The following is a 26,307-nucleotide window of genomic DNA, read 5'->3' as shown; positions in this document are numbered from 1 at the left end:
TCCTTATAGCGTGGTTAACGGCAGTTTAGGGTTCAGACAGGCAATGCTCGGTAATCTGCCCAAACAACACCCTTTCTTCAAATCGGGCATGGTCGCGCAAGGTTTGGGCGAATTGCAGGTTCCATTGCGGATCGTCAAAACGCGGATTGTTCAGCATCTCGCGCAACGCGGCATGGTCTTGCTCGAAGCGCTCTTTCAAGCCGGCATCGGGCAGCCGCTGCCAATAGGCGGCAAACCGGGCTTCTTCCTGTGTGAAATGCTCAAGCAAACCGGCTTTGTGCTGCTCGATATCTTGCGCGTGGTTCAGTTCGGGATTGCGCAGAATGCGTACGCACAAAGCCAGCGCGTGATGATGCTCTTGCGAAAGGTCGATAAGCTCCGGGTGGCGTTTCATGTGGGGTTCCTTATTTTCAGACAGGCATTGCCTTAACCGTGGCGTCTGGTTATGCCTTTTGTGTATAATGTGCATATATTATGAAACTTTAGATAACAAACCGCAACTATGTATCTGACACAACATACCGACTTCGGGCTGAGGGTGTTGATTTACGCCGCAGTTAACGATGATGATTTGGTCAACATCAGTGAAATCGCAGGCATCTATCAAATTTCCAAAAGCCATTTGATGAAAGTGGTAACCGCTTTGGTTAAAGGCGGTTTTCTAACCGGCATCCGCGGCAAGGGCGGCGGACTCAAGCTGGCGCGGCCTGCCGGGGAAATCAATATCGGGCAGGTTGTCCGCTGTTTGGAGCCTATGGTGTTGGTGGAGTGCATGGGCGACAAAAATAACTGCCTGCTCACGCCCGACTGCCGCTTGGCCGGCATATTGAGCGGCGCGGCGCAAGCCTTTTTGACGCATTTGGAAGGGTTTTCGCTGGCAGATTTGGTAAACAAACCCACTTTCCGGCTGCTTTACCGCGTGGACTCAGATAATCAGGCTGCCCGGTCATAACATTTATCGCAGCACAGAATGCCTGTCTGAAAAACGTTTCAGACAGGCATTCGGGCTAAACGAAGCCAATTCTGTTACACTTCTGCCTGTTTTCAGTTACCACTCTTTCTCAAATTTCAAACATCATGAATATCCCGAAAAAACTCGTTATCGCCAGCCGCGAAAGCCGCTTGGCCATGTGGCAGGCCGAGCATATCCAAGCACGTTTGCAGGCACTTTATCCGGAATGCGAAGTGAGCATTCTGGGCATGACCACGCGGGGCGACCAGATTCTCGATAAAACCTTGTCTAAAATCGGCGGCAAAGGCTTGTTTATCAAAGAACTGGAACAGGCATTGCTGGACGGCCGCGCCGATTTGGCCGTGCACTCGCTGAAAGACGTGCCGATGGAGCTGCCGCAAGGTTTCGCATTGGCAGCCATCACAGAGCGCGCCAGCCCGTTTGATGCTTTTGTGTCCAACCAATACGGGCGTTTGGAGGATTTGCCCAAAGGCGCGGTGGTGGGCACGGCCAGCCTGCGCCGCGAAGCCCAGTTGCGCGCGCGATTTCCTCATCTGAACGTGCGACCCTTGCGCGGCAACCTGCAAACCCGCCTGGAAAAACTGGATAAAGGCGAATACGACGCCATCATTTTGGCAGAAGCCGGCTTGCAGCGTTTGGGGTTGGCAGAGCGCATCCGTACCGTTTTATCGCCTGCCGACAGTCTGCCCGCAGCAGGGCAAGGCGTGTTGGGTATCGAAATCGCCGCCAACCGCTACGATCTGCTCGAAATATTGAACCCGCTCAACCACCCGCTGAGCAACGCCTGCGTTACCGCCGAGCGCGCATTGTCCCGCGCACTGGGCGGCAGCTGCCAAATCCCGCTGGCCGCTTATTGCACCGAAGAAAACGGCCTGCTCACCTTGCGCGGCATGGTCGGCCATCCCGACGGCTCGGTAATGCTGGAGGCGGATGCCCAAGCCCCGTTGGCTTACGCCGATGCCTTAGGCCGTGTCGTGGCTAAAAAGCTGGCCGACGACGGCGCAGAAAATTTGATTGCCGCCGTGTTGGGCGAGCAAAACGCCAACAGTTAAACTGTTTTTTCAGATAGGCATTTGAAAGCGGATGCCTGTCTGAATTTTGTATGAAAGTTTCAGAAACAATTTAGGGGAAGTAAAAGTATGAAGTATTCTGGAAAAATTATCCGTTGGAATGATAAGCGCGGTTTTGGTTTTATTGAGGAAGAGAAATCAGGTACAGAGATTTTTGCTCATATATCAGCGTTTACAATTAAGGAGCCCCGTCCGATAGAAGGCAAAAAAGTTTTGTTTAAAATTGCAGAGGATTCTACGGGTAAAAAAGAAGCAGTTGAAGTAAGTTATTTAGGGAGCACATTAAAAGCTGATCAGGAATTTAATTCCGTACAATCAAGGAAATATACAAATAATCATATTGTGGGTGTATTGTTATTAATCGGTGTGTTGATAGCAATTGTTTTGTATTTTGATTACACAAAGAAAAACAGTAGTACACCACAGCCACTCTCAACCGTAGAACAGGTAGCAGCGAAAATGGCAGCAGAGAGAAAGCAGTTTTCTGATAGTTCAAAATCTGCTTATACGGAGCAGAAGCAAGTGATTCTTACCGTAGGGGGAAACAAGGTTTATGATGAGTCCCATACAAAGCCTATTTCTATTAAGAAGCAATCTGCTTTTAGATGTGATGGAAGAGTCCATTGTTCTCAAATGACTTCTTGCTCTGAGGCAGAATATTTCCTAGAACATTGTCCTAATGTGGAAATGGATGGAGACGGAGACGGCACGCCTTGTGAAAAACAATGGTGCCATTGAAAACTGATATGCTGTTCCGAGTTAATTCATGCCTGTCTGAAAACCATGAATGCCGGATAAACGTTATGCCCACGATTCTGCTTGTGCGACCTGCCGAACGTGCCGCCGCCGATGCTTTAGTCTGCAAAGCGGCCGGCTGGCGGGGCGTGCCGTTTAGTGTGCTTGAAATTGTGCCGGACAAGCCGCATTTGGCAGCATTGCCGGCGCAATACGCTGCCGCCGACGCGGTATTCTGGGTAAGCCCCGGTGCAGTTCAGACAGGCATAGGCGTTATCGACGGCAAATGCTTTTCTGAAAAACCGAATATCGCCGTGGGGCAGGCTACGGCCGACGCTTTGCTGAAAGCAGGCTGTACAAACGTGCTTTTTCCCGGCAACGGTAATGACAGCGAAGCGGTTATCCGTTTGCCGATCTGGCAGAGCCTGCCCTCCGGGGCACGGGTGCTGATTGTGCGCGGCAGGGGCGGGCGGGCTTATCTGGCACAGACTTTAAACGGGCTCGGTATGCAGGTTGAATTTGCGGAAGTTTACCGGCGGGAGCCGCAAAAGCCGGAATGGCAGGTTTTTGCCCGGGAGAAGCCTTATGCCGTTTGGATTGCTTCAACCGAAAGCGTGGCGTTGTTTTTCTCTTTAATGCCCGATGAATTGGTGCAAGAAGCTAAATCCTTGTTATACTTTACACATCACCCGCGTATTGCAGAAAGCCTGCAACAGCAGGGCGCAGAGAGAGTCGAATTGATTAAGCAGTTGGATGTGCCAACTTTAAAACGCTATACGGAGCAAGCCGATGAGCGATGAACATAACCGACAAGAGCAGATGCCGGCAGATGCCGCACCCGCACCGACAAAACCGCAAAATGAAACGACAGGAAACAGTATGAGCGAACCCAAACAAGAATATTTACAGCACAACACACAGCAGCCGGCTCCGGTGGTGATCAAACAATCGGGCGGCAGAGGTTTGGCTGCGGGTGCGCTGATTTTGGCGCTGTTAGGTTTGGGTGCAAGCGGCTTTTTGTTTGTGCAGGGCCAAAACGTATTGAAAAATCAAGAACTGAATATCGAGCAAAAGCTGGATAAAGCGGCTTTGGGCGAAAGTCAAAATGCGGGGATGCTGCAAGATACCCTGCGCAAACAGGAAAGCATTGCCGCCGCCCTGGCAAAATTGGACGGTGAAAACCGCCAAAATGCCGAAGCTGTAGCCAATGCGCAGCGCGCTTATCAAGAATTGCTCAAAGGCCGGGTCAATTGGTTGGTCGACGAAACCGAGGTTACTTTAAACGTGGCGGCACAACAACTGCTGCTAACCGGTAATGTGCCTGTTGCGGTTGAGGTATTGGAAAGTGTTGAAAACCGCTTGAACCGCTTCAATCAGCCTGAACTGCTGCCGATTAAACAGGCGGTGAGCAGCGATTTGGCGGCACTGAAAAACCGCCCTTATTTGGATGTGTCCAGCGCGTCTTTGCGTCTCGACAGATTGGAAAGCGCAGTTGCCGGCCTGCCGCTGGTGTTGGAAGGAACACTGCGTCCGAGCGAGGCAGCGCCTGAAGTTGCGGAAGATACCGCGCTTACTTGGTGGGAAAATGCGTGGAACAAAACGCTGGATAATTTGAGGGGTTTGGTAGAGGTGCGCAAACTCAACAGCAATGATGCCATGCTGATTTCTCCCGAACAGAATTTCTTTATTAAAGAAAACCTGCGCCTGCGCCTGATGGATGCCCGTTTTGCCTTGATCCAGCGCAACGGTGAAATTTACCAAACCGATTTGAACGTAGTTGAAGATGCCGTTAAGCAGTATTTCGACAACAAATCCCAAGTAACACAAGCCTGGCTGAAAGAGCTAGCCGAATTAAAGGCGCTTGATGTACGCGCCGTTTCCGATGACGCGCTGAAAGCCAGCCTGCATGCAGTAAGAAATTATCAAGACAGCATACGCACGCATCAGGGCGCGGTTACCATGCCTGCCAACCCGAAAACACAGGCAGAGCCTGCCCATTCTGCTGCATCGGAAGCATCGGCAGTTGTCGCCCCGCAGTCTGCCGCTTCTGCTGCGCCGGTTTCTGCATCCGAACCGCAAACCAAAGCTGCTTCTGCTGCTGCCGAAGCCAAACAGGCGCCGGAAAAGAAAGCAGATAAGCCCGCCCAACCTGCTGCCGGCAGCGATAAAACTGCCAAAGGAGCATAAGTATGAAAAGCTTGATTTGGATCATCATCCTATTTGCCGTGGCTGTAGGCTTGGCGGTGGCGTCAGGTATTTACACGGGCAATGTGTATATTGTGGTGGAGCAAACGCTGATGCGGGTTAATCTGCATGCCTTTATTTTAGGTTTGCTGCTGGTTGTTGTGCTGCTTTATATTTTGGTGCGCATTGTTGCGGCGTTTCTTAACATTCCGGGCAGCATGCAGCGTTTCGGCAACCGCCGTAAAGAGCTCAAAGCCGGAAGCGATCTTCAATCGGCCGGTTTGGCTTATTTTGAAGGCAAGTTCCAAAAAGCCGAGCAGGAAGCAGCCAAAGTGTTGGCCAATAAAGAAGCCGGCAGCAACCGCTCATTGGCTTTGATGCTGGCAGCACATGCAGCCGATTCTATGGACGATGTGGAGCTGCGCGACCGTTATCTGGCGGATATTGCCAAGCTGCCCCACAAAGACCAGCTTTCCCGCTATCTGCTGCTGGCCGAAAGTGCGCTAAACCGCCGGGATTATCCGAAAGCTTTGGAAAATATTCAGGCCGCCGCGCAAATCAACCCCACATTAACCCGTTTGGTCAAACTCAAGCTGCGTTATGCGTTTGACCACGGCGATGCTGTGGAAGTGCTGGACACGTCTGCCAAGTTGCAAAAAGCCGGTGCGATTAATGATCACGAGGCGCTCCAATATCACGATTGGGCATACCGCCGCCTGCTTGCTATGGCAACCGATTCGGGAAGCTTGAAGGCCTGTCTGAAAAGGATTCCTGATTCGTTGAAGGCGGCCGACTTGTGCGTGCCGATTGCCGAAAAATACGAATCATTGGGTTTGTACAGCCAAGCGGTAGCATGGGTAAGCAAATATTATCCGCAAACCCGCAAAGCAGAGCTGCTGCCTTCTTTCGTGCAAAGCGTGCAATATCTGGGAGAGCGCGAACAGCGCAAAGCCATCGATACGGCAACGCATTGGCTGGAGCAATATCCCGAAGATTCGCGTTTGCTGATGTATGCCGGCCAGCTGGCTCATGCGAAGCAGCTTTGGGGCAAAGCTCAAGGCTATCTGGAGGCAAGCTTGGCGTTGGCGCCGAGCATCCAAGCGCGTTTGGCTTTGGCCAAAGTGTTTGATGCTACCGGAGAAACGCGTAAAGCCGAGGAGCAGCGCATGCTGGCTTTGGAAGGCGTGGAGTATGACGAACCGGATATGTTGCTGCCGAAAGAAGTGTAACTGTTTTTGGTTTAATAAATATAGTCAATCTGCTTACATAATAACGGTACCGTTATACTCGGGCTTGATCCGAGTATCTCTTTAATTACTGGGCTCTTCATATTTGAGTCAAGTACGAGTATCAAGGGAGTGCTACTTTTAAGTTGATTTACTATATATCAGAGCATATTGCCTGTCTGAAAACAAACACCCGCCGGATTTCCCGGCGGGTGTTTGTTTTCAGACAGGCATTTAGCGACGGTGCTTGCTGAATACGATTTTCGTTGCCTGCCAAGCTACGCAGCATGCACCTGCAATGAAAATTAAGTCGGCCAATGTACGCAGCCACCGCAAAGTAACCAAGCTGCTTTGCTGCATAAACGCTTCGCTGCGTGCAAGCCAAAGCCCTTCGGTGATAGAGGCATGCACTTGCAATACACCGACAGGCAGCAAGCTGATAAGCACCATCAAGACCAAACCCCAATTCAGGCTCCAAAACCCCCATTTCATTAGCTGTTCGTCAAATTCGACGGTAGGTTTGATATAACGGGCCACCAGAAGCACAAAACCTAGGGCAAGGAAACCATACACGCCGAATAGCGCAGTATGGGCGTGCACGGCGGTAGTGTTCAAACCTTGCAGGTAGAAAAGGGAAATCGGAGGATTAATCAGGAAACCGAACACACCGGCACCGATCATGTTCCAAAATGCAACTGCCACGAAGCACATTAGCGGCCAGCGCAAACGCTGCATCCAAGGGGTAGCATGTTGGAAAGACCAATGTTCGTACGCTTCTTTACCCAATAAAATCAGCGGAACCACTTCTAAAGCGGAGAATGAAGCGCCTACTGCCATAACCGGCGTGGTTGTGCCTGAAAAATACAGGTGGTGAAATGTGCCGGGCACGCCGCCGATCATAAACAAAGAAGCCGAAAGCAAGGAAGCTACGGTGGCCGATTGACGGCTGACAAGACCTAAGTTATAGAAAATAAACGCCAATGCAACTGTGGCAAATACTTCGAAAAAGCCCTCTACCCATAAATGCACAACCCACCAGCGCCAATATTCCATAATGGTAATGCTGTCATGTTCACCGTAAAACAAGCCGGGTGCGTAGAACACGCCTACACCTATCATAGAAGCCACAAAAATGGCCAGCAGGTTTTTATCGGCATGCTTGTCTCTGAACGCGGTAACAGTACAGCGCAACATTAGGAACAGCCATAAAAGCAAGCCTATCATCAGTAGAATTTGCCAGAAACGGCCAAGGTCGAGATATTCGTAGCCTTGATGGCCGAACCAGAAGTTCAACTCCGTAGGCAGTGCGTGGCTGAGCGCCAGAAAGTTACCGCCGTAAGAACCGGCCACAACGATAAATAAGGCAATATAAAGAAAATTTACGCCGGCTGCCTGCCATTTAGGGTCTTTCCCCTCGCTGATGATGGGAGCAAGGAACAGACCTGCCGTTAAGAAACCGGTCGCAATCCAAAAAATCGCTGACTGTATATGCCATGTACGTATCAAAGCATAAGGAAACCATTCAGACAGGGGTATGCCGAAGAAGTGTTGGCCTTCTACCGTGTAGTGTGCGGTCAGCCCTCCGAGTAACACTTGTACGACAAACAGCGCCACGGTCAAGAATACATATTTACCCAAAGCTTTTTGCGAAGGCGTAAGGTTGACTTTGCTTACCGGATCAATATCGGGGGCCTGCGGTTCGGCTTCGTGCTTGCGCATAAAAGACCAGCCCCAAACTAAAAGGCCTATACCTAACAATAAGAAAACGATACTTGCGATAGACCACATAATATTTTCGGTGGTCGGCACATTGCCGATTAAAGGCTCATGAGGCCAGTTGGCAGTATAAGTAGCATTGTGATCCGGTCGATTGGTAGAAGCCGCCCAAGAGGTCCAGAAAAAGAACTTGGTTAACTGCGTGCGTTTTTCCAAATCGGGTAGTGTATTGTTTTTCATTGCGAAATGGTCGCGCGTTTGTATCATGGCGGGATCATCGCCATAAAGCTTGATGTAATAAGGTGCAACCATTTCGATTGCTTTAATGCGCGTATCGCTCAGAACGACCGTGCCTTCTCTGTTGAGGCGACCGCCGTTGCGGTATTCCTCTTTCATCAGCGTTTGCAGCTCGGACTGTTGGATTCTGTTTAAAGCTGTATAAGATTTACCGAATTGTTGTTGCGCACTGATTTCCAGCCATGCCTCCAGTTCGCGGTGTAGCCAATCGGCTGTCCAGTCGGGTGCCTGAAAAGCACCGTGGCCGAAAATTGAGCCTAATTCCATGCCGCCGGTTGATTGCCAAGCAGACTGGCCGGCCAAAATGTCGGATTTTGTCATTACGGTTTTACCGTTTTGATTGACATACCGCTCGGGAAAAGGTGGTGCGTTGCGGTAAACATCCACACCAAGATAACCCAATATGCCGAAAGTGATGGTCAACACTGCAATCAGCGACAGCCAAAGTTTTTTATACTGTCCCATGGTTGTGTCCTCTTTAAAGGTATAAAGTTATTTAACATTCATAAAATATGAATGTTAAGAATTGTATTACTGTATGATGTGATAACGGTATAGTTCTTTCGGATTAGAAGGGCGCAATATGTTGTTATGAAATAGGAAGAAAAAACGGTGTGCGTCGTTAAAGGAAAAAAGTATAATTCGGTCGTATAAGCCGCCTTAAAAGGCGGTTTGCTGTTTCATTTTATAGAGATAAAAATGCAAGGAAAACGAGCTTTAACCGATAAACAAATGGCTTTTCTGCTGGCCACGATAACGGCGTTGATGCCGCTTTCCATTGATGGTTATCTGCCCGCATTGGTGCAGATTTCGGAAAGTTTGGATGCAGATATCCATATGATAGAAAAAAGCCTCAGCACTTTTTTGCTGGGCGTGGCTTTCGGGCAGCTTGCCGGAGGTTCTGTTTCGGATGTTAAAGGCCGAAGAATCGTAGCATTGAGCGGATTGGCCGTGTATATCGTTGCCAGTTTGGGCTTGGCCTTGCTGCAAACGGCGGAGCAGCTGTTGTTTTTGCGTGCCGTTCAGGCTCTGGGGGCGGGGATGGCGGCGGTAATGGCGGGAGCGGTGGTGCGTGACCATTATGAAGGCCGGCAGGCTGGGCAGATGTTTGCTTTAATCGGCATCATCATGATGGGGGCGCCGTTGGTTGCGCCTATGCTGGGCTCGGTTTTACAGATTTTGGGCGGTTGGCGGCTGATTTTTGCTTTTTTAATGGTTTATGCGGCGTTGGTTTGGGGGCTGGTTTACCGTTTTCTGCCGCATTCGGCGCATAACGGAAAATTTGACAGATTGTTTTTTGCCGATGTGTGGGCGCGTTACCGGAAAGTTTTGCGCACCAAACTCGCTTTGGGTTTTCTGTTTTTCCAAGCGTTTAGTTTTTCTTCGATGTTTGCATTTATCACCGAATCGCCGTTTGTGTATATGAAGTTATACGGTGTAAGCCCGCACGCGTATGCTTGGCTGTTCGGTTGCAACATTATCACGATGGCGGCGTTTAACCGTTTAACGGCTTATCAGTTGAAAACGGGTAAAAATGCAGAAGACATTTTGAAGTGGGGCGTTTTGGTTCAGATACTCGCCAATATCGGTTTGGCATTTTCTGTATTTGCCTTCGGCTTGCCGCCTATGGCTTTATTGGTTGGCTTGGCGATGATTTCGGTGGGAACGCAAGGCCTGATTACCGCCAATACGCAAACCTGTTTTATGAGCTATTTCAAGGCTGAAGGCGGAACGGCGAATGCTTTGCTGATGGCTTCCAGCTCCTTGATTGCTGCGTTTATGGGTTGGCTGACCACGCTGTTGCACGATGGTAGCGCGCATGTGATGGCCGGTATGATGCTGGCTTCCAGCATATGCGGCATCAGCCTGCTTTGGCTTTATTCGCGTGATGTTTGGCTGGCAAAGCGCGTTGATTGATAAAATGCCTGTCTGAACACTTTCAGACAGGCATTAATCATGTAAAATGTTTGACGATAAACCGTATAAGAAAGTTTGTATGTCTTCCGATGAGAAACTGCTGCCGCACCGGCAGGCAATTGATGAGATAGATGCAGAAATATTGGATTTGCTAAACCGGCGTGCGGTTCACGCGCGCGCAATCGGCGGGCTGAAAGGCACGGGCGTAGTGTACCGCCCCGAGCGGGAAGCACAGGTTTTATTGCGCATCAAAGAATTGAACCGCGGGCCGCTTTCCGGCGAATCGGTGGCGCGACTGTTCCGCGAAATTATGAGCGAGTGCTTGGCGGTGGAGCGGCCGTTGACGATTGCCTATCTCGGCCCCGAAGGCACGTTTACACAGCAGGCAGCCATCAAGCATTTCGGCCACGCGGCGCATACGCGAGCTTGCGCTACGGTGGACGAGTGTATGCGCTTGGTGGAGGCGAAACAGGCCGATTATGCGGTGGTACCGGTGGAAAACTCAACAGAAGGCTCGGTCGGCCGTACTCTTGATTTGTTGGTTGCCAGTCCGCTAAAAGCTTGCGGTGAAGTGATTTTGCGTATTCATCATAATCTTTTGCGCAAGCGTGAAGGCATGGAAGGTCTGCAAAAAGTGTATGCACATGCGCAGGCTTTGGCGCAATGCCAAGCTTGGTTGGGCAAACATTTGCCCGATACGGTGGCGCGCATTCCGGTATCCAGCAATGGCGAGGCTGCGCGCTTGGCCGCTTTGGATGACTCGGCAGCAGCGATTGCCGGCCAAACCGCGGCTGAAATTTACGGCCTGCTCAAGCTTGGTTCGAATATCGAAGACGATCCCAACAATACCACCCGCTTTTTGGTGTTGGGTTATCAAGAAACCGTGCCGAGCGGGCAGGACAAAACTTCGCTGGTGTTTTCTACGCCGAATAAGGCCGGCGCAGTCAGCTCTTTGCTTGAGCCGTTTACCGCAGGCGGTATTTCGATGACCAAATTTGAAAGCCGCCCGAGCAAAACGGGTTTGTGGGAATACGTGTTTTTTATCGACATCGAAGGACATGTGGATGAAGAGCGAGTGCAGGCGGTGTTGCAAAAATTCCGCGAGCGTAATGTGTTTGTGAAAGTGGTGGGTGCGTACCCGCTGGCCGTGATTTGATTGCGGGAAAACGTATGATGCAGGATGCAGGGATTTTAGGTTTGGGCTATTTGGGCATGTCGCTGGCAGAGAGGCTGTATTTGAGCGGCTGTCGGGTAGCGGCGGTAAAAAGAAGCTTGTCTTCCGATGATGTCAATCTGCCCGTCAGCTTGAAATGCGCCGACTTCAACGATACCGCGCAACACCGGGCGGTATTCGACCAAACTTGGGCCGATAAACCGGTGTGGATTTGTTTGCTGCCGCCCACGCCTTTTGCTGCTTATGATGCCTGTCTGAAAAGCTGGTGCGGTTTGGCGAAAGAATATGGCATCAAGCATTTGGTGTTTTCCAGCAGCACCAGCGTTTATGGCAGCAGGGCGCGTGAATGCGATGAACAAAGCCCGCTTGAACCTGAAACAGAAAGCGCGCGTAAAGTTGCGGCGGCGGAAAATGTGTTCCTGCAAAGCGGGGTTGAACATGTGGATATTCTGCGCTTGGGCGGGCTTTATTCCGCAAGCCGCCACCCTTTAAACCGCATATTGCAACAAGGTAAGCTCATACCGAATGCAAACCAGCGGGTCAATATGGTGCATCAGGATGCGGCGGTATCCGCTTTGTTTCATGCGGCTGCAAACCCGAACGGCATCCGTATCCGCAATATTGTGGCGCAGCATCATCCTACCAAACGCGAATTTTACACGGCAGAGGCGCAGAGCTTGGGCTTGCCGGTTCCCGAGTTTGAAACGGGTAACGGCAGCGGCAAGATCGTGCATACTCTGTTTGACGATATTGATTGATAAAGCCCGGCAAAACCGCAAGCTTTATCGCAAGAGAATAACCGGCGTGTCCGGCAACCTGTCGGATATGCCTGTCTGAAAGATTTAAAAAACAATGTTTGCTTTACCGATTATTAACCATCTAATCCAACAAAACCCTGAAACTCAGGCACAACTGGCCGGCTATAACGGCATTGTGCTTGATTTGAATCTGGCCGGCTTGCGCATACACGGCCAATTTGACCAGAACGGTTTTCTGGTGCAGTCGGATAAACCTGCCGACACCGTGTTAACTTTTCATGAAAGTGCGATTCAGAAAATCCTGCGTCGGGAAATGCCGGGAGTGGGCGACTTCAAAATAGAAGGCGATCACGAGCTGGGCTTCAACCTGCTGCCGCTTTTAGGCAGCCTGCGTTATTATGCCAGCGACGATTTAAGCCGGATATTTGGCGATGCGGCTGCCGGCAGCATCATGATGCGAACCCAGAAACTGGGAGCAACATTAAAACAAATCGGTCAAAGCTTGATGGGGCAAGCATCGGATTATGCAAAAGAGCAGAGCGCGCCCGTTATCACGAAGGAAGAGTTTGACGAATGGGCGGATGAGGTAGACCGTCTGCGCGATGATGTGGCGCGTTTGCATGCCCGTTTGGATAAGCTGGAGCGTGATTGGTAAACCTGATTATTTGAAACCATTGCAAAGCACAATGCCTGTCTGAAAACTTGTGTTACTCGTTTTCAGACAGGCATTGTGTTGATTAATGCTTAACGTGCGGCGTTGGACACACGTTTGGCAAAAATCACCATACCGGTTATAAACGCTGCCAAGCCCAACCATGAGGCGACGGCGCCCCAGTTTTCCAGATTGAGCGCCAACGGAGCTTCAGAGCCGCCGCCGGTTACCGAAACGGCAATGATAAACGCTAAAATCACACCGATCAGGCTTTCGCCCACAATCAAACCGGCAGCAAACAATGTACCGATGCGGTCGGCATTTTTTAAGCGCAGCTCGGAGTTGCCGTTGTGGCGGATACGGATGCGGTATTTAATCCACGCAGCCAAAAACGCGCCGAATACGATGGGCATGTTAACCGAAGGCGGTAAATAAATGCCCATGCCCACAGCCAAAACCGGCAGGCTGAGTTTGGCGGAAGAGCTTTTCTTCAACACCAAATCCACAATAATTAAGGCTACGCCGATGCCCACGCCGAAGAAAATATAATCCCATTGCAGATTATGCGCGAAAATACCTTGGGCAATGGTGGTCATCAAAGTGGCCTGAGGTGCAGCCAAAGCTTGCGATGCGTCCATATTCGGGCGGGGCATGGCACCGGTAAAGCCGTAAGCCTGATACAAAAGCTCCAACACAGGAGAAATCACGATAGAGCCGACGATACAGCCGATAATCAGCGCAATTTGCTGCAAGCGCGGAGTGGCTTTAACCAAGTAACCCGTTTTCAAGTCTTGCAGGTTATCGTTGGAAATCGAGGCGATGGAAATAACCGCAGAGCCGCAAAACAGCGTTAATGCCAGCAGGAATTGGCGGTTGCCTTCGTCGGCAAACAAGTTGGCCGATTCACCAACCAGCAGTAAAACCAACGAAATCGTGAGAATCGAGATGATGCCGATGCCCGAAATCGGGCTGGATGAAGAGCCGACCAAGCCGGCCATATAACCGCAGGCAGCCGCAACCAGAAAGCCGATTACGAAAGCCAAAAGCGTACATACCGCAACCAAAGTCCACGCAATGCCTGCGGGCATTTGAGCGGCTTCAATAAAGTGGTAGAAGCAAAAGCCCAGCGTTACCATCATGCCCAGCGCCCATAAAATCATGGCTTTGGGGGATAAATCTTGCTCCACGCGCTCGGTGGATACTTCTGCTCCGCCGCGAATGGCTTTAAATGAAAGCCTCATGCCCTCCATCATCGGTTTCAGCAGAGTAATCAAAGTCCAAATGGCGGCAATGCCGATGGTGCCTGCGCCGATAAAGCGCACTTTTTCTTTCCAAAGCTGCATACCGTAAGCTGCCATATCCATATCGGCCGGCTGCGGAAGCGTTGCGGAAAAATAAGGAACGGCGCCGCCCCACGCAATCAAAATACCGAGCAAAATGGCGATGCCGCCGGTTAAGCCGACCAAGTAGCCTGCGCCAAGCAGAGCCAGAGAAAAACCCATGGGCAATTGAAAAATCGCAGCGCCTGCTTTAAACCAATAGCTCGCGCTATCGGCAACCACGCGCAAACCGCCGGTTAAAAAGCTCAACACACCTGCCAAAATGCCGCCAGCCGCAATTTCTTTAATGCCGCTGCCGCCGGTTTGCTTTTCTTCCGTTTCGTTATGCTCACCGCTGCCGACTTTTAAAATTTCAGCCGCCGCAACGCCTTCGGGGTAAGGCAGATCGCTTTTTACGACCATCGCATAGCGCAGGGGAATGGTAAAAATCACGCCCAAAATACCGCCGGCCATACACAGCAAGGTGGTTTGCCAGAAAGGAAAACCGTTCCAATATCCGGCCATCAGCAAGCCGGGCAACACGAAAATAATGGTGGATAGCGTACCGGCAGCCGAAGCCTGCGTCTGCACCATATTGTTTTCAAGAATATTGCTGCCTTTGGCAAATTTAAGAATGGCCATGGAAATGACGGCGGCAGGAATGGAAGAGGCAAAAGTAAGCCCGACTTTCAAGCCTAAATACACGTTGGATGCCGTGAAAATTATAGTAATCAGCGCACCCAGAACCATGCCGCGCAAAGTCAGTTCGCGGTAGCCTGCATAAGGGTCTTGATGTATTGTTGACATGTTTTTCACCATGAGGAATTGCAAAATAAGCTTTGTGTTAAGTTGGTATAATGTTTTGTTAACAAATAAATGTCAAGAAATGTTTGCGTAATATTTGGCTTTTTCGGGCGGATGTTTATTTGTTTGAAGCAAAAAAATGCCTGTCTGAAACTTCAGACAGGCATTTTAAAAACAATATTTTAATTAGCTAAAACCGCTTTCACGGCTGCAACAACATTCTCTACGGTAAAGCCGAATTCTTTAAACAGCTCTTCTGCCGGAGCAGATTCGCCGAAGCGGTTTAAACCGACAACTTTACCCTTCGTGCCTACATATTTATACCAGCCATCGGTTACGCCGGCTTCAACGGCTACTTTGGGCAGATGCGGAGGTAGAACGGTATTTTTATAAGCATCGTCTTGTTGATCGAACAGATTGGTGGAAGGCATGGAAACGACGTTTACGGCAATGCCTTGCTCGGCCAATGCTTTTTGTGCGTTCAGAGCCAACTCGACTTCGGAACCGGTGGCAATTACCACGGCTTGGGCTTGGCCGTTTTCGGCTTCGCTGATGACATAGCCGCCGCGTTTGATGTCGTCCAACTGGGCTTGGTTGCGCGGGATAAACGGCAGGTTTTGGCGGCTGAAAATCAGGCAGCTCGGATGGTCAGCCGCTTTGGCGGCTTCTGCCCATGCCACCAGTGATTCGGCTGTGTCGCACGGCCGCCATACGGCCATGTTGGGAATCAGGCGCAGGGTGGCGGTTTGCTCGACGGGTTGGTGGGTGGGGCCGTCTTCGCCGAGGCCGATGGAGTCGTGGGTGAACACGAAGATCGGGTTGATTTTCATCAGCGAGGCCATGCGCAGGGCGTTGCGGGCGTATTCGCTGAACATCAGGAAGGTTGCGCCGAAGGGTTTCACGCCGCCGTGCAGGGTCATGCCGTTCATGACGGCGGCCATGCCGAATTCGCGCACGCCGTAGTGGATATAGTTGCCCCCGTTTTCGGCAGTTACGGCTTTGCTTGCCGACCAATCGGTGAGGTTCGACGGGGTAAGGTCGGCGGAACCGCCTACAAATTCGGGCAAGACTTTGGCAAGGATTTCAATGCTGTTTTGGCTGGCTTTGCGGGTGGCGATTTTTTCGGCTTTGTCGCACACTTCTTTTAAGGCCGTCTGAACATAGGCATCGAAGTTTTCCGGCAGAGTGCCGTTCATGCGGCGCACGAACTCGGCGGCTTCGGCGGGGAATTTTTCTTGATAACGGGCGAATTTTTCGTTCCATTCGGCTTCGAGTTTCGCGCCTTTTTCTTTGGCACTCCACGCGGCGTAAACGTCTTGCGGGATTTCAAACGGGCCGTGGTTCCAGCCCAAATGTTTGCGGGTGGCTTCGATTTCTTCGGCTCCCAACGGTGCGCCGTGGGTTTTGTGGCTGCCTTCTTTGGTGGCCGCGCCTTTGCCGATTAAGGTTTTACAGCAGATGATGGAAGGTTTGCCGGTTTCGGCTTTGGCCACTTCGATGGCCGTCTGAATGGCGGCGGTATCGTGTCCGTTTACGTTCGGCACCACATGCCAGCCGTAGCTTTCAAAGCGTTGCGGAATGTTTTCGGTAAACCAGCCGTCGACTTTGCCGTCGATGGAGATATTGTTGTCGTCGTAGAGCACAATCAGTTTGCCCAAGCCCAAAGTGCCGGCCAGCGAGCAGGCTTCGTGCGACACGCCTTCCATCAGGCAGCCGTCGCCCAAGAACACATAAGTGTGGTGGTCGACGATATCGAGGCCGTCTTTATTGAATTCGGCGGCGAGGATTTTTTCGGCCAACGCCATGCCCACTGCGTTGGCAATGCCTTGTCCCAACGGGCCGGTGGTGGTTTCCACGCCGTCGGTGTAGCCGTATTCGGGGTGGCCGGGGGTTTTGCTGTGCAGTTGGCGGAAGTTTTTCAGGTCTTCAATGGATACGTTGTAGCCGGTAAGGTGCAGCAGGCTGTAAAGAATCATCGATGCGTGGCCGTTGGAAAGGACGAAACGGTCGCGGTTGTAGAATTTGGGGTTGGAGGGATTGTGGTTTAAAAATTTTGTCCACAACACTTCAGCCATTTCCGCCATGCCCATCGGCGCACCGGGGTGGCCGGAGTTGGCTTTTTGCACTGCATCTATTGATAAAAAGCGGATGGCGTTTGCTAAAGGGGATGCCATGTTTTGATCCTTATGTTGTGGTTGCAATAGGCTTGGAATTATCCGGCTTTTTATAGCGCCTTTCAAGCAGCGGGAATATTTAAAGCCGCTTAAATTTACCTGGCAATTTTATGGGATATTTGTGATAAAAATGAACCAAGCCCTCTGTATTTTGTCTGCATGTTTTTGATAAGGGTTTTTATTTATAACTTAAGAGATAGTTGAAAATAGACAAAAACAACCGAGTTTCCTAAAAAAAAGACCGTTTTTCTTATAAATCAATGGAAAAATAGTTTTGTTGATATACTGTGAAAAAAAGAAATATTAGTAAAGACTGTGTAAATGAAAGGCCTGGTTTGATTTTAAAAGCAACCCAAGTCGGATGGCTGGCTAGAGTAAATCAGGCTGGATATCGGTTGCTGTAAGGCCGGTTTTGATTTTGCTTATTTCAAATAACATATAAAAATAACTATTGAAATTCATGGATTCAACAAAAGGACGGACGCATGACGTTAATTGAAATCTGTATTCAGGATAATGAATTATGGGATAAAACGATCCGAAGCTTACCTGTTTATGAGCCATTCTATTTGAATGCTTATGTAAAGGCTTTAGCCGGGCACAATAAAGACAGCGAACCTGTTTTATTGTATTACGAAAATGGCGACGTGAAAGCAGCTACTGTGATGTTTCGCCGCGATATTGCTTTAAGCCAGCCTTTTACCGGTAAAATTCCTGAAAACACTTATTTTGATTTGTCTTCTCCTTACGGGTACGGTGGTTTTATCTACAATACCGATTCGTTTCCCGAAGAAGTGCAGCAGGCTTACAATCAATATTGTTTGGAAACAGGTTATATTTGTGAGTTTCTGCGCTTTAATCTGTTTACCGACTATGCACAGCGGTACGATGGTTATGCCGTGAGCCCGATGGTGAATGTTGTATGCGATTTATCGGGCAGCTGGGAAGATGTGTTCGGCCGTTATCAGGGTAAAACCCGCCAGAAGGTGCGTAAAATTCAAAAGAGCGGTTGGTCTGTGCGTGTGGGTAACACAAAGGAAGATATTGATACTTTCCTGCCTGTTTATTATGACACAATGGATCGCAATGATGCGCGGTCTATGTATTATTTCGATAAAGAGTTTTTTGAAACACTGCATAACTTGGGCGGCCCGATTTATTATTTCTTCGCGGAAAAAGAAGGCAAAGTGGGTGCGGTGAATCTGCTTATCGGCGGAAATGAGAACACATACTGCTTCCTAAGCAGCACTTCCCGCGAGTATTTGAAAGAATCGCCCAATTATCTTTTGATGAGCGAAATGATTGCCTGGTCTCATGCAAATGGGTTTAAAAAGTTTGTTATCGGCGGCGGCTATGGCAGCAATGATGATTTGCTGCGGTTTAAAAAAGGCTTTGCGCCAGAAGGCTTGTATGATTTCTATATTGGCAATAAGATTTTCAATCAGGAAATATACAATAAGCTTCTGGAGATACGCCGTGAAGCCGGTGAGTTGGATGAAAATTCTAATTTCTTCCCGCTGTATCGTGCTTGATATCAAGGATATGGGTATATCACAAGCCGAGATCTTTTCAATAACATAAGTTACTAAAATTTTATGCTAAAATAAATCCTCAAAATGAAAAACCTTTCTTATTTTGCCTACTTTTTAGTCAAAATCAGAAAGGTTTTAGTCAGTTGAAAATTTTAGCACATTTTTATGCGTCAAATTTCGTTAATAGACTATTTTTGCAAAAGTCTCAGGTCTGTTATTCGGCATGAGCCGAGTAGATGGGGATACGCTTTGTGGCTGTGATGCTTAGATTAAAACGAACCATGCCTGTCTGAAACCTTTTCAGACAGACAGAGATATTTGCAAAATAGCCCATTTGCTCAACAACCGAAACCCAAACACAGGGTTTCGGTTGTTTTCCGTTCTAAATCATCTCTCTATTCTCCTCAGATACCCAATAATCGGGTATCTGAGCTGCTATTCAGGCAACAACAGGCCCACGCAGCCTGTTGGCTGCTTTCAACAGGTCCAAACACATCGCCTTCAGATGGCTTTGCGCACTCACTTTGCTCAGACCAAAATAAGTTGCCCGGGTATAGCGGAATTTACGGTGCAGCGAACCAAAGCTTTGCTCGACCACATATCGGGTTTTCGATAAGTGTCGGTTACGCTTGGTTTGTGCTTCCGTCAACGGGCGGTTGCGGTGGGATTTACACATGATGCCGTCCCGCAGCCGACGTTCTTTCAGATGTTGCCGGTTTTCCATGCTGTCATAGCCTTTATCGGAATAAACAGTCGTGTCTTTAGCTAGGCCTTCCAACAAAGGCAGCAGGTGTTTGCACTCATGGGCATTGGCGGCAGTGATGTGCAGTTTCTCTATATAGCCTTCGGCATCGGTACGGGTATGTTGTTTGTAACCCAGCCTGTATCGCCCGTCTTTCTTCATCCAACGGGCATCTCTGTCTTTACTCGGTGTGGTTTGGCTGTTGACCTGCCCTTCGTCATCCACTTCGATGGCCTGACGCTGTTTGCCGCCGGCCGTCTGAATAATGGTAGCGTCAACGATGGCGGCGGATGCTTTCTTTACTTTTAAGCCGGCGGTTAATCAGCTCCAGTAATTCGGCCAAGGTGTTGTCTTGCGCCAGCCAGTTGCGGTAACGGCATAAGGTGCTGTGATCGGGGATGCTCAGTTCGTCAAAACGGCAAAACAGATGGAAATCGATGCGGGTAATGAGGCTGTGTTCGAGTTCGGGATCGGAAAGGCTGTGCCATTGGCCGAGTAAAAGGGCTTTGAACATGGACAGCAGGGGATAAGCTGGACGACCGCGATGGTCTCGAAGGTAACGGGTTCTTTGATGGCTGAGGTAATGCTCGATCGGTTGCCAATCAATCACCTGCTCAAGTTTCAACAGGGGGAAGCGGTCGATGTGTTTGGCAATCATGGCTTGTGTGATTTGCTGAAAGAAGGTGCGCACGAAAAATCCCCTAAATGTCTTGGGAGGGAATTTAGGGGGGCGTGAGAGGAGTTTTGCAAAGGTCTCAGGATGTCGATAACAAATACCTGTCTGAAAAGCGATTTTTCAGACAGGCATTTTCTATTTACACGGTATCAGGCTTTTTTAGCCAGCGCTGCTTTCACAAACGAGCTGAATAAAGGGTGGCCTTTTCTCGGATTGGATGTGAACTCGGGATGGAACTGGCAGGCAAAAAACCACGGATGGTTGGGCAACTCGATGGTTTCCACCAAGCGCTCGCGGCCCGCGGATACCCCGCCGATAACCAAGCCCGCTTTTTCCAGCGCGGGCACGAAATTGTTGTTTACTTCGTAGCGGTGGCGGTGGCGCTCTTTGATTGAGGTGGCGCCGTAGATTTTCGCGGCAAGGCTGTCGGACTTCAAATCGACTTCTTGCGCACCCAAGCGCATAGTGCCGCCCAAATCTGCGTGTTCATCGCGCTTTTCTATGCTGCCGTCTGCCGTTTGCCATTCATCGATTAAGCCGACCACGGGATAAGGAGATTTTAAATCGAACTCGGTCGAGTTGGCGCCTTTCATGCCGGCAACGTTGCGTGCATATTCAATCAGCGCAATTTGCATGCCGAGGCAGATTCCCAAGTAAGGCACGTTGTTTTCACGCGCATATTTGACGGCGGCAATTTTGCCTTCCACTCCGCGGATGCCGAATCCGCCGGGCACCAAGATGGCATCCATGTCTTTCAGACAGGCATCGCCTTCTTTTTCGATGGTTTCACTGTCGATATAGGTAATCTGAACATCGGTTTCGGTGTGGATACCGGCATGCTTCAGAGCTTCGGTGAGCGATTTGTAGGATTCGGTTAGGTCGACATATTTGCCTACCATAGCGATTTTAACGGTGTGTTTCGGATTTTTAATCGCGTAAACGATTTTCTTCCACTCGGTTAAATCGGCTTGTTGGACATTAAGCTGAAGCTGCTCGCAGATAATGGTGTCGATGCCTTGCTCGTGCAGCATTTCAGGAATTTCGTAAATGCTGTCTGCATCATAGCTGCCTGCAACCGCCCGCTCTTCCACATTGCAGAATAAGGCGATTTTGCGTTTTTCGTCTTCCGGCAGCAGGCGGTCCATACGGCAGATCAGCACATCGGGCTGGATACCGATTTCGCGCAATTCTTTAACGGAATGCTGGGTCGGCTTGGTTTTGATTTCGCCCGCTGCGGCAATGTAGGGCACATAACTCAGGTGTACATATAAAGTGTTGTTACGGCCGAGTTGGCTGCGCATTTGGCGGATGGCTTCCAAGAAAGGCAAGGATTCGATATCGCCCACGGTGCCGCCGATTTCGACGATGGCAACATCATGGCCTGCCGCGCCTTCGTGGATTTTGCGTTTGATTTCGTCGGTGATGTGCGGGATAACCTGCACGGTGCCGCCCAAGTAATCGCCTCGGCGCTCTTTGGCGATAACTTGCTCGTAAACCTGGCCTGCGCTGAAACTGTTGCGGCGTGACATGGTGGAATTGATGAAACGCTCGTAGTGGCCCAAATCCAAATCGGTTTCGGCGCCGTCTTCGGTAACGAACACTTCGCCGTGTTGGAAAGGGCTCATGGTGCCGGGGTCTACGTTGATATAAGGATCGAGTTTGAGCATGGTTACTTTCAAGCCACGCGACTCGAGGATGGTAGCAATGGAAGCGGCGGCGATACCTTTACCTAGTGAAGATACTACGCCGCCGGTTACGAAAATAAACTTAGTCATGATGTTTGTCGCTCGGTTGGAATCCCTAATTTTACTGAAAAAAAAAGCTTTCGGCAACGCGGCTTGCGGCGGCAGGCTGAATTGGCTGAGCATGAAAAATGCCCGAAACGGATTCGGGCATTTTTGCTCAGCGGGCGCAGTTGGCCAGCCATTTTTCTTGTTGTTGTGGGGTTAAAACCTGAAATATCTGATGGTGCACTGAAAGCTCTTCGATGGCCAGATCCATATCGGAATCGTAGCGTTTTTGAAGATAGCGGCGCGCTTCGTATTTATTGAAAGGGCTGATTGATAAAACCCTGATTAATTCTTGTTTGCGCGAGAAATGGGCGGTTCGGTTTCTGATTTTAACTTTCTCTATGTTTTTTTTGTGTGTGTTGCGGATTTGGCGGAGTGCTTTTTGCTGCTCTTCATCTAAAGACAGTGAGCGCATATCGCAATTGGGATAAAAATCGCTCAATACGGCGGCAGAAACGTGTAGCGATAAAGTGCATATCGCGGCTGCGGCAGTATATTTGATGCAGGGAAAGCCGGAAATTTTCATTTCATGATTCCATTAAGTAAGACAGAATTAAAGCGGGTTTAATATAGCGGACTTTGGCGTGAAGCAGAGTATTTAGGGCGTTAACTTCCGTTAATATATTTGATTTTAATATTTTTATTCTTTTGGTATATTTATATGCTTTTGTTGTAGTTTTGTTGTCATTGTGTCTGTTGGGGATGAATGGAATAATATGCCTGTCTGAAAATATAGTTGGAGTTAAAGTATGGTTGATTACCGTATCGCCCCCAGTATTTTGTCTGCCGATTTTGCACGGTTGGGCGAGGAGGTGGAAAAGGTGGTGGAAGCGGGCGCTGATTTGATTCATTTTGATGTGATGGACAATCATTATGTGCCGAATCTTACTTTCGGTTCAATGGTTTGCGCTGCGGTAAAACCTTATTCCCGGGTGCCGATAGATGTGCATCTGATGGTGGAGCCGGTGGATAATTTGATTCTTGCTTTTGCCGATGCGGGCGCAGACATGATTACTTTTCATCCTGAAGCGAGCCGGCATGTGGACAGAAGCTTGAATTTAATTAGGGATAAAGGGTGTAAAGCAGGTTTGGTATTGAACCCTGCCACTCCTGTGAATGTGTTGGAAAATGTGTTGGATCTGCTGGATATGGTGTTGGTAATGTCGGTAAACCCGGGTTTTGGCGGGCAGAGTTTTATCCCGCATACTTTAACCAAATTGGGTAAAGTGAGAAGCATGCTCGATGAATATGAGCGTTGCAGTGGCCGTTGGATTTCTTTAGAAGTGGACGGAGGGGTAAAACCTGAAAACATTGCTGAAATTGCGGCGGCAGGGGCGGATACTTTTGTGGCAGGTTCTGCTATTTTTGGGAAACCTGATTATGCTGAAGTGATCAGCCAAATGCGTAAAGAGTTAGCAGGCGTTTGACGGTGTTGTTTTCAGACAGGCCTGTCTGAAATGAGGCGTGCGGGTTCTTAAATGCCGGTGTGAATAAAGTTGAAACATTGTGTTTCGCCGTATTCGGGTAAAAACTGGTGCGATGCTCTTATAATTATTATGAAAGCTGGACTGGCTATCGTTGTGAGCCGGTAAATGTAGAGAGGCTGTTCGGAATAATGGGAATGCCTGTCTGAAAATATTTTTCAGACAGGCATTCTTTGATTTACCGGTTCGGCAAAACCATATCTTAAATCTTTAAGATTGATACTTTAACGGTTTGGAAATTTATTTCCAAACCGTTTTGTGTTGCTTCGCCAACAAAAAATATGGCGCATATCCGGGGAATAAATTGGCTTGAAACGCTTGATTTTTCATTTGTTGCGGAAACAAGGCAGGTTTGGATTATTAATATTTTAAAGAAAAAGCAGGGGAAGATACGTTTTGATAGGAAAACCATAGATGGGCTAGGGGTATATTCGTAAGCAAAAACTGGAATTTTATTGTGGAATAAGCATAAAACATTTTTCATAATTTTATAAAAATATATAAAATTCAATTGGTTAAATTAATTTTGTGATTCGGTTTGCGTTTTAAGATCTGTTTGGCAAAGTTTTGCCGAAAGCTATTGCACCAAACTACATGTAATGACATTAAGGTTTTACCGTTATGTTTTTTAATTTGTAAAATAGAGTAAATTGTAAATATATTTATATGCTTGGTTATCTGTGTTTCTTTGGGCTTCGATAATTTTTATTTATGGCTTTTTGTTTTATTTTTTCTAATATAATTCATAAGCTTATATATTTTTTTATATAAATCATACAGATGGTTTTATTTTTACGGAAAGGATGCCGAAAGACATTGCAATAGTGTAAATCTATGTTATTCTGCTACACACGACTACATTTGAAGAAGGACAGATGTAGCCTGTATTTTGACTGGAAATTCGCCGATTCGGGTTTGGTGTTTCGTTTGCAAGTTAAAGTGCGGCATCGATACCGAAAAGAAGTTTTTAAAGAAGAACAGATTTAGGAGGAAACAATCATGTCCAATCACAAACATGATGCGGCCGGTTATTGGAAAGCCAATGTCCGACTTATTTTGACTTGCTTGGTAGTCTGGGCTGTGTGTTCCCACGGTTTTGCTATCTGGCTGCGTCCTTTGCTTGCGGGAATTAAGATAGGGGGATCTGATTTAGGTTTTTGGTTTGGCCAACAAGGTTCCATTTTAACGTTCATCGCCATCATTTTCTTTTATTCTTGGAGAATGAATAAGCTGGATGAAGAATTCGGTGTACATGAGGAGTAAACCATGAGCCAATTTGCAATTAATTTGATTTTTGTGGGCGCGTCTTTCGCATTGTATTTCGGTATTGCGATTTGGGCCCGCGCGGGTTCCACAAAGGAATTCTATGTAGCCGGCGGCGGCGTGCATCCGGTTTTAAACGGTATGGCCACAGCGGCCGACTGGATGAGCGCCGCATCGTTTATTTCCATGGCCGGTTTGCTGGCGATGAACGGTTACGGCGCTTCGGCTTATTTGATGGGTTGGACCGGCGGTTATGTATTGCTGGCTTTGCTGTTGGCTCCTTATCTGCGTAAATTCGGTAAATTTACCGTGCCGGATTTTATCGGCGACCGTTTTTACAGCCGTACCGCCCGCTTGGTGGCCGTGGCTTGTTTGATTGTGGCTTCAACCACTTATGTGATCGGCCAGATGACCGGTGCCGGTGTGGCGTTCTCACGCTTCCTTGAAGTGAGTAATACGACCGGTTTGCTGATTGCTGCCGTAGTGGTGTTGTTCTACGCGGTATTGGGTGGTATGAAAGGCATTACCTACACACAGGTTGCGCAATACGTTGTGTTGATTATTGCTTATACCATTCCTGCTGTGTTCATTTCTTTCAACTTAACCGGTAATCCGATTCCGCCTTTGGGTTTGTTTGGCACGGATACCGCTTCCGGCATGCCTTTGCTGCAAAAACTGGATTTGTTGGTAACCGATTTGGGCTTTACTGCATACACTGCCGATGTGCCCAATAAATTCAATATGTTCCTGTTTACCATGTCGTTGATGATCGGTACTGCCGGTTTGCCGCACGTAATCATCCGTTTCTTTACCGTACCTAAAGTATCCGATGCGCGCTCTTCTGCCGGTTGGGCGCTGGTATTTATTGCCTTGCTTTACACCACGGCTCCAGCAGTAGGCTCTATGGCCCGTATCAACTTGGTTAATACCGTGTATCCGAACGGCTCTCAAGAGCAGGCTTTGAGCTATGAAGCGCGTCCGCAATGGATGAAAAACTGGGAAACCACCGGTTTGCTGAAGTTTGAAGACAAAAACGGCGACGGCAATATTCAATACTACAACGACAAATCCGCTGCTTTTGAAGCAACTGCCTCAGAGCGTGGTTGGAAAGGTAACGAGTTAACTGTAAACAACGATATCTTGGTATTGGCTAACCCTGAAATTGCGAACTTGCCAAGCTGGGTAATCGGTTTGATTGCTGCGGGTGGTTTGGCGGCAGCATTGTCTACTGCAGCAGGTTTGTTACTCGCCATTTCTTCAGCGGTATCGCATGACTTGATTAAGAAAACGCTTAAACCCGATATTACTGAAAAAGGTGAATTGATGGCAGCACGTGTGTCTATGACCTTGGCGATTGTCGTTGCCACATGGTTGGGTATCAATCCTCCTGGTTTTGCAGCACAAGTAGTAGCATTGGCTTTCGGTATTGCTGCAGCTTCTATCTTCCCTGCTTTGATGATGGGTATCTTCTCTAAGCGCATTAATAGTACAGGTGCAACGGCAGGTATGCTGGCCGGTTTGATTTCCACTTGTGTGTATATCTTCCTGTATATGGGCTGGTTCTTCATCCCCGGTACCAACACTTTTGAGAATGTGGAAGCCAATTGGTTGTTCGGTATTTCTCCGCTGTCGTTCGGTACAGTGGGTGCGGTAATCAACTTTGTGGTTGCATTCGTGATTTCCAGCGTAGGTAAAGCGCCGCCGCAAGATGTACAAGATTTGGTAGAAAGCGTACGTTATCCGCGTGGTGCCGGTCAGGCAGTTGATCACTAACTGACTCTTGTTAAGTTTGGGCTTCCGGAAGGAAGCCCAAAATTTTAA

At 48.9% G+C, this 26,307-nt stretch carries 20 protein-coding genes and 1 pseudogene; 14 read left to right on the top strand and 7 right to left on the bottom strand.

The features are described from left to right. Nucleotides 1–25 precede the first annotated feature (25 nt). Complete coding sequence (locus tag EL143_RS10655; RefSeq protein WP_085417382.1) at nt 26–394, bottom strand: hypothetical protein; 369 nt, start codon at nt 392–394, stop codon at nt 26–28. Between the two features lie 108 nt (nt 395–502). On the opposite strand from EL143_RS10655, the gene EL143_RS10650 reads away from it, so the two are divergent. The 6 genes from EL143_RS10650 (at nt 503) to EL143_RS10625 (ending at nt 6,191) form a co-directional block, all read left to right on the top strand. Further along, on the top strand, nt 503–952 hold the full coding sequence (locus EL143_RS10650) for an Rrf2 family transcriptional regulator (protein ID WP_085417381.1): 450 nt from the start codon (nt 503–505) through the stop codon (nt 950–952). 125 nt (nt 953–1,077) lie between these two features. After that, the gene (gene hemC / locus EL143_RS10645; RefSeq protein ID WP_085417380.1) at nt 1,078–2,025 is read left to right on the top strand and encodes a hydroxymethylbilane synthase; all 948 of its coding nucleotides are present in this window, start codon (nt 1,078–1,080) and stop codon (nt 2,023–2,025) included. 87 nt (nt 2,026–2,112) lie between these two features. Beyond that, a complete protein-coding gene (locus tag EL143_RS10640; RefSeq protein WP_085417379.1) occupies nt 2,113–2,781 on the top strand; it encodes a cold shock domain-containing protein in 669 nt (222 codons plus the stop codon). 65 nt (nt 2,782–2,846) lie between these two features. Continuing rightward, nucleotides 2,847–3,578 carry a uroporphyrinogen-III synthase gene (locus EL143_RS10635; protein WP_085417389.1) on the top strand — a complete coding sequence of 244 codons (732 nt, stop codon included), beginning with the start codon at nt 2,847–2,849 and terminating at the stop codon, nt 3,576–3,578. Then, nucleotides 3,568–4,965 (top strand): uroporphyrinogen-III C-methyltransferase, encoded by a 1,398-nt coding sequence (locus tag EL143_RS10630; protein WP_085417378.1) that lies wholly within the window; start codon nt 3,568–3,570, stop codon nt 4,963–4,965. Before EL143_RS10635 ends, EL143_RS10630 begins: the two co-directional genes overlap by 11 nt. A 2-nt stretch (nt 4,966–4,967) precedes the next feature. Beyond that, the gene (locus EL143_RS10625; RefSeq protein WP_085417377.1) at nt 4,968–6,191 is read left to right on the top strand and encodes a heme biosynthesis HemY N-terminal domain-containing protein; all 1,224 of its coding nucleotides are present in this window, start codon (nt 4,968–4,970) and stop codon (nt 6,189–6,191) included. A 231-nt stretch (nt 6,192–6,422) separates the two neighbouring features. Here the strand turns inward: EL143_RS10625 and EL143_RS10620 are convergent, their stop codons facing one another. Further along, the gene (locus tag EL143_RS10620; RefSeq protein WP_085417376.1) at nt 6,423–8,666 is read right to left on the bottom strand and encodes a nitric-oxide reductase large subunit; all 2,244 of its coding nucleotides are present in this window, start codon (nt 8,664–8,666) and stop codon (nt 6,423–6,425) included. A 234-nt stretch (nt 8,667–8,900) separates the two neighbouring features. On the opposite strand from EL143_RS10620, the gene EL143_RS10615 reads away from it, so the two are divergent. The 4 genes from EL143_RS10615 (at nt 8,901) to EL143_RS10600 (ending at nt 12,705) form a co-directional block, all read left to right on the top strand. Further along, nucleotides 8,901–10,118, top strand: coding sequence for a multidrug effflux MFS transporter (locus EL143_RS10615; RefSeq protein ID WP_197719597.1), 1,218 nt, complete (start codon nt 8,901–8,903; stop codon nt 10,116–10,118). A gap of 79 nt (nt 10,119–10,197) precedes the next feature. After that, a complete protein-coding gene (gene pheA / locus EL143_RS10610) occupies nt 10,198–11,274 on the top strand; it encodes a prephenate dehydratase (protein ID WP_085417375.1) in 1,077 nt (358 codons plus the stop codon). A gap of 17 nt (nt 11,275–11,291) precedes the next feature. Next, complete coding sequence (locus tag EL143_RS10605; protein WP_085417387.1) at nt 11,292–12,050, top strand: Rossmann-fold NAD(P)-binding domain-containing protein; 759 nt, start codon at nt 11,292–11,294, stop codon at nt 12,048–12,050. A gap of 94 nt (nt 12,051–12,144) precedes the next feature. Then, the gene (locus EL143_RS10600) at nt 12,145–12,705 is read left to right on the top strand and encodes a ubiquinone biosynthesis accessory factor UbiJ (RefSeq protein WP_085417374.1); all 561 of its coding nucleotides are present in this window, start codon (nt 12,145–12,147) and stop codon (nt 12,703–12,705) included. Between the two features lie 89 nt (nt 12,706–12,794). Here EL143_RS10600 and EL143_RS10595 read toward each other — a convergent pair whose 3' ends face one another. After that, the gene (locus tag EL143_RS10595) at nt 12,795–14,828 is read right to left on the bottom strand and encodes an OPT family oligopeptide transporter (protein ID WP_126326763.1); all 2,034 of its coding nucleotides are present in this window, start codon (nt 14,826–14,828) and stop codon (nt 12,795–12,797) included. Nucleotides 14,829–15,007: 179 nt separating this feature from the next. Then, complete coding sequence (gene tkt / locus EL143_RS10590) at nt 15,008–16,999, bottom strand: transketolase (RefSeq protein WP_085417372.1); 1,992 nt, start codon at nt 16,997–16,999, stop codon at nt 15,008–15,010. A 485-nt stretch (nt 17,000–17,484) separates the two neighbouring features. On the opposite strand from tkt, the gene EL143_RS10585 reads away from it, so the two are divergent. After that, the gene (locus tag EL143_RS10585; protein ID WP_085417371.1) at nt 17,485–18,531 is read left to right on the top strand and encodes a GNAT family N-acetyltransferase; all 1,047 of its coding nucleotides are present in this window, start codon (nt 17,485–17,487) and stop codon (nt 18,529–18,531) included. 439 nt (nt 18,532–18,970) lie between these two features. Here the strand turns inward: EL143_RS10585 and EL143_RS10580 are convergent. The 3 genes and pseudogenes from EL143_RS10580 to EL143_RS10570 form a co-directional block, all read right to left on the bottom strand. After that, nucleotides 18,971–19,964 (bottom strand): annotated as a pseudogene (locus EL143_RS10580) (IS5 family transposase). 134 nt (nt 19,965–20,098) lie between these two features. Then, entirely contained in the window at nt 20,099–21,724 is a 1,626-nt protein-coding gene (locus EL143_RS10575; protein WP_085417386.1) for a CTP synthase, read from the bottom strand. Nucleotides 21,725–21,851: 127 nt separating this feature from the next. Then, nucleotides 21,852–22,265: a Spy/CpxP family protein refolding chaperone gene (locus EL143_RS10570; protein WP_085417370.1), complete on the bottom strand. Its 414-nt coding sequence runs from the start codon at nt 22,263–22,265 to the stop codon at nt 21,852–21,854. A 223-nt stretch (nt 22,266–22,488) separates the two neighbouring features. Between EL143_RS10570 and rpe the strand changes: the two genes are divergently transcribed. The 3 genes from rpe to EL143_RS10555 all read left to right on the top strand — a co-directional run bounded on the left by rpe (nt 22,489) and on the right by EL143_RS10555 (nt 26,259). Continuing rightward, the gene (rpe, locus tag EL143_RS10565) at nt 22,489–23,166 is read left to right on the top strand and encodes a ribulose-phosphate 3-epimerase (RefSeq protein WP_085417369.1); all 678 of its coding nucleotides are present in this window, start codon (nt 22,489–22,491) and stop codon (nt 23,164–23,166) included. Nucleotides 23,167–24,222: 1,056 nt separating this feature from the next. Then, the gene (locus EL143_RS10560; protein WP_009116612.1) at nt 24,223–24,486 is read left to right on the top strand and encodes a DUF4212 domain-containing protein; all 264 of its coding nucleotides are present in this window, start codon (nt 24,223–24,225) and stop codon (nt 24,484–24,486) included. A 3-nt stretch (nt 24,487–24,489) separates the two neighbouring features. Continuing rightward, nucleotides 24,490–26,259 (top strand): sodium:solute symporter family protein, encoded by a 1,770-nt coding sequence (locus EL143_RS10555; protein ID WP_085417028.1) that lies wholly within the window; start codon nt 24,490–24,492, stop codon nt 26,257–26,259. Nucleotides 26,260–26,307 lie beyond the last annotated feature (48 nt).

Source organism: Neisseria canis, from assembly GCF_900636765.1.
GTDB classification, from domain to species: domain Bacteria; phylum Pseudomonadota; class Gammaproteobacteria; order Burkholderiales; family Neisseriaceae; genus Neisseria; species Neisseria canis.
This window is presented reverse-complemented; position numbering and strand designations above follow the sequence as displayed.

Excerpts from the sequence above, each read along its gene's own strand:
- EL143_RS10575 (WP_085417386.1), bottom strand. The coding sequence starts at position 21,724 with ATGACTAAGTTTATTTTCGTAACCGGCGGCGTAGTATCTTCACTAGGT.
- EL143_RS10635 (WP_085417389.1), top strand. The coding sequence starts at position 2,847 with ATGCCCACGATTCTGCTTGTGCGACCTGCCGAACGTGCCGCCGCCGAT.
- EL143_RS10555 (WP_085417028.1), top strand. The coding sequence starts at position 24,490 with ATGAGCCAATTTGCAATTAATTTGATTTTTGTGGGCGCGTCTTTCGCA.
- EL143_RS10625 (WP_085417377.1), top strand. The coding sequence starts at position 4,968 with ATGAAAAGCTTGATTTGGATCATCATCCTATTTGCCGTGGCTGTAGGC.
- EL143_RS10570 (WP_085417370.1), bottom strand. The coding sequence starts at position 22,265 with ATGAAAATTTCCGGCTTTCCCTGCATCAAATATACTGCCGCAGCCGCG.
- EL143_RS10560 (WP_009116612.1), top strand. The coding sequence starts at position 24,223 with ATGTCCAATCACAAACATGATGCGGCCGGTTATTGGAAAGCCAATGTC.
- EL143_RS10615 (WP_197719597.1), top strand. The coding sequence starts at position 8,901 with ATGCAAGGAAAACGAGCTTTAACCGATAAACAAATGGCTTTTCTGCTG.
- EL143_RS10600 (WP_085417374.1), top strand. The coding sequence starts at position 12,145 with ATGTTTGCTTTACCGATTATTAACCATCTAATCCAACAAAACCCTGAA.
- pheA (WP_085417375.1), top strand. The coding sequence starts at position 10,198 with ATGTCTTCCGATGAGAAACTGCTGCCGCACCGGCAGGCAATTGATGAG.
- EL143_RS10605 (WP_085417387.1), top strand. The coding sequence starts at position 11,292 with ATGCAGGATGCAGGGATTTTAGGTTTGGGCTATTTGGGCATGTCGCTG.
- hemC (WP_085417380.1), top strand. The coding sequence starts at position 1,078 with ATGAATATCCCGAAAAAACTCGTTATCGCCAGCCGCGAAAGCCGCTTG.
- EL143_RS10655 (WP_085417382.1), bottom strand. The coding sequence starts at position 394 with ATGAAACGCCACCCGGAGCTTATCGACCTTTCGCAAGAGCATCATCAC.
- EL143_RS10595 (WP_126326763.1), bottom strand. The coding sequence starts at position 14,828 with ATGTCAACAATACATCAAGACCCTTATGCAGGCTACCGCGAACTGACT.
- EL143_RS10650 (WP_085417381.1), top strand. The coding sequence starts at position 503 with ATGTATCTGACACAACATACCGACTTCGGGCTGAGGGTGTTGATTTAC.
- EL143_RS10585 (WP_085417371.1), top strand. The coding sequence starts at position 17,485 with ATGACGTTAATTGAAATCTGTATTCAGGATAATGAATTATGGGATAAA.
- EL143_RS10630 (WP_085417378.1), top strand. The coding sequence starts at position 3,568 with ATGAGCGATGAACATAACCGACAAGAGCAGATGCCGGCAGATGCCGCA.
- rpe (WP_085417369.1), top strand. The coding sequence starts at position 22,489 with ATGGTTGATTACCGTATCGCCCCCAGTATTTTGTCTGCCGATTTTGCA.
- tkt (WP_085417372.1), bottom strand. The coding sequence starts at position 16,999 with ATGGCATCCCCTTTAGCAAACGCCATCCGCTTTTTATCAATAGATGCA.
- EL143_RS10640 (WP_085417379.1), top strand. The coding sequence starts at position 2,113 with ATGAAGTATTCTGGAAAAATTATCCGTTGGAATGATAAGCGCGGTTTT.
- EL143_RS10620 (WP_085417376.1), bottom strand. The coding sequence starts at position 8,666 with ATGGGACAGTATAAAAAACTTTGGCTGTCGCTGATTGCAGTGTTGACC.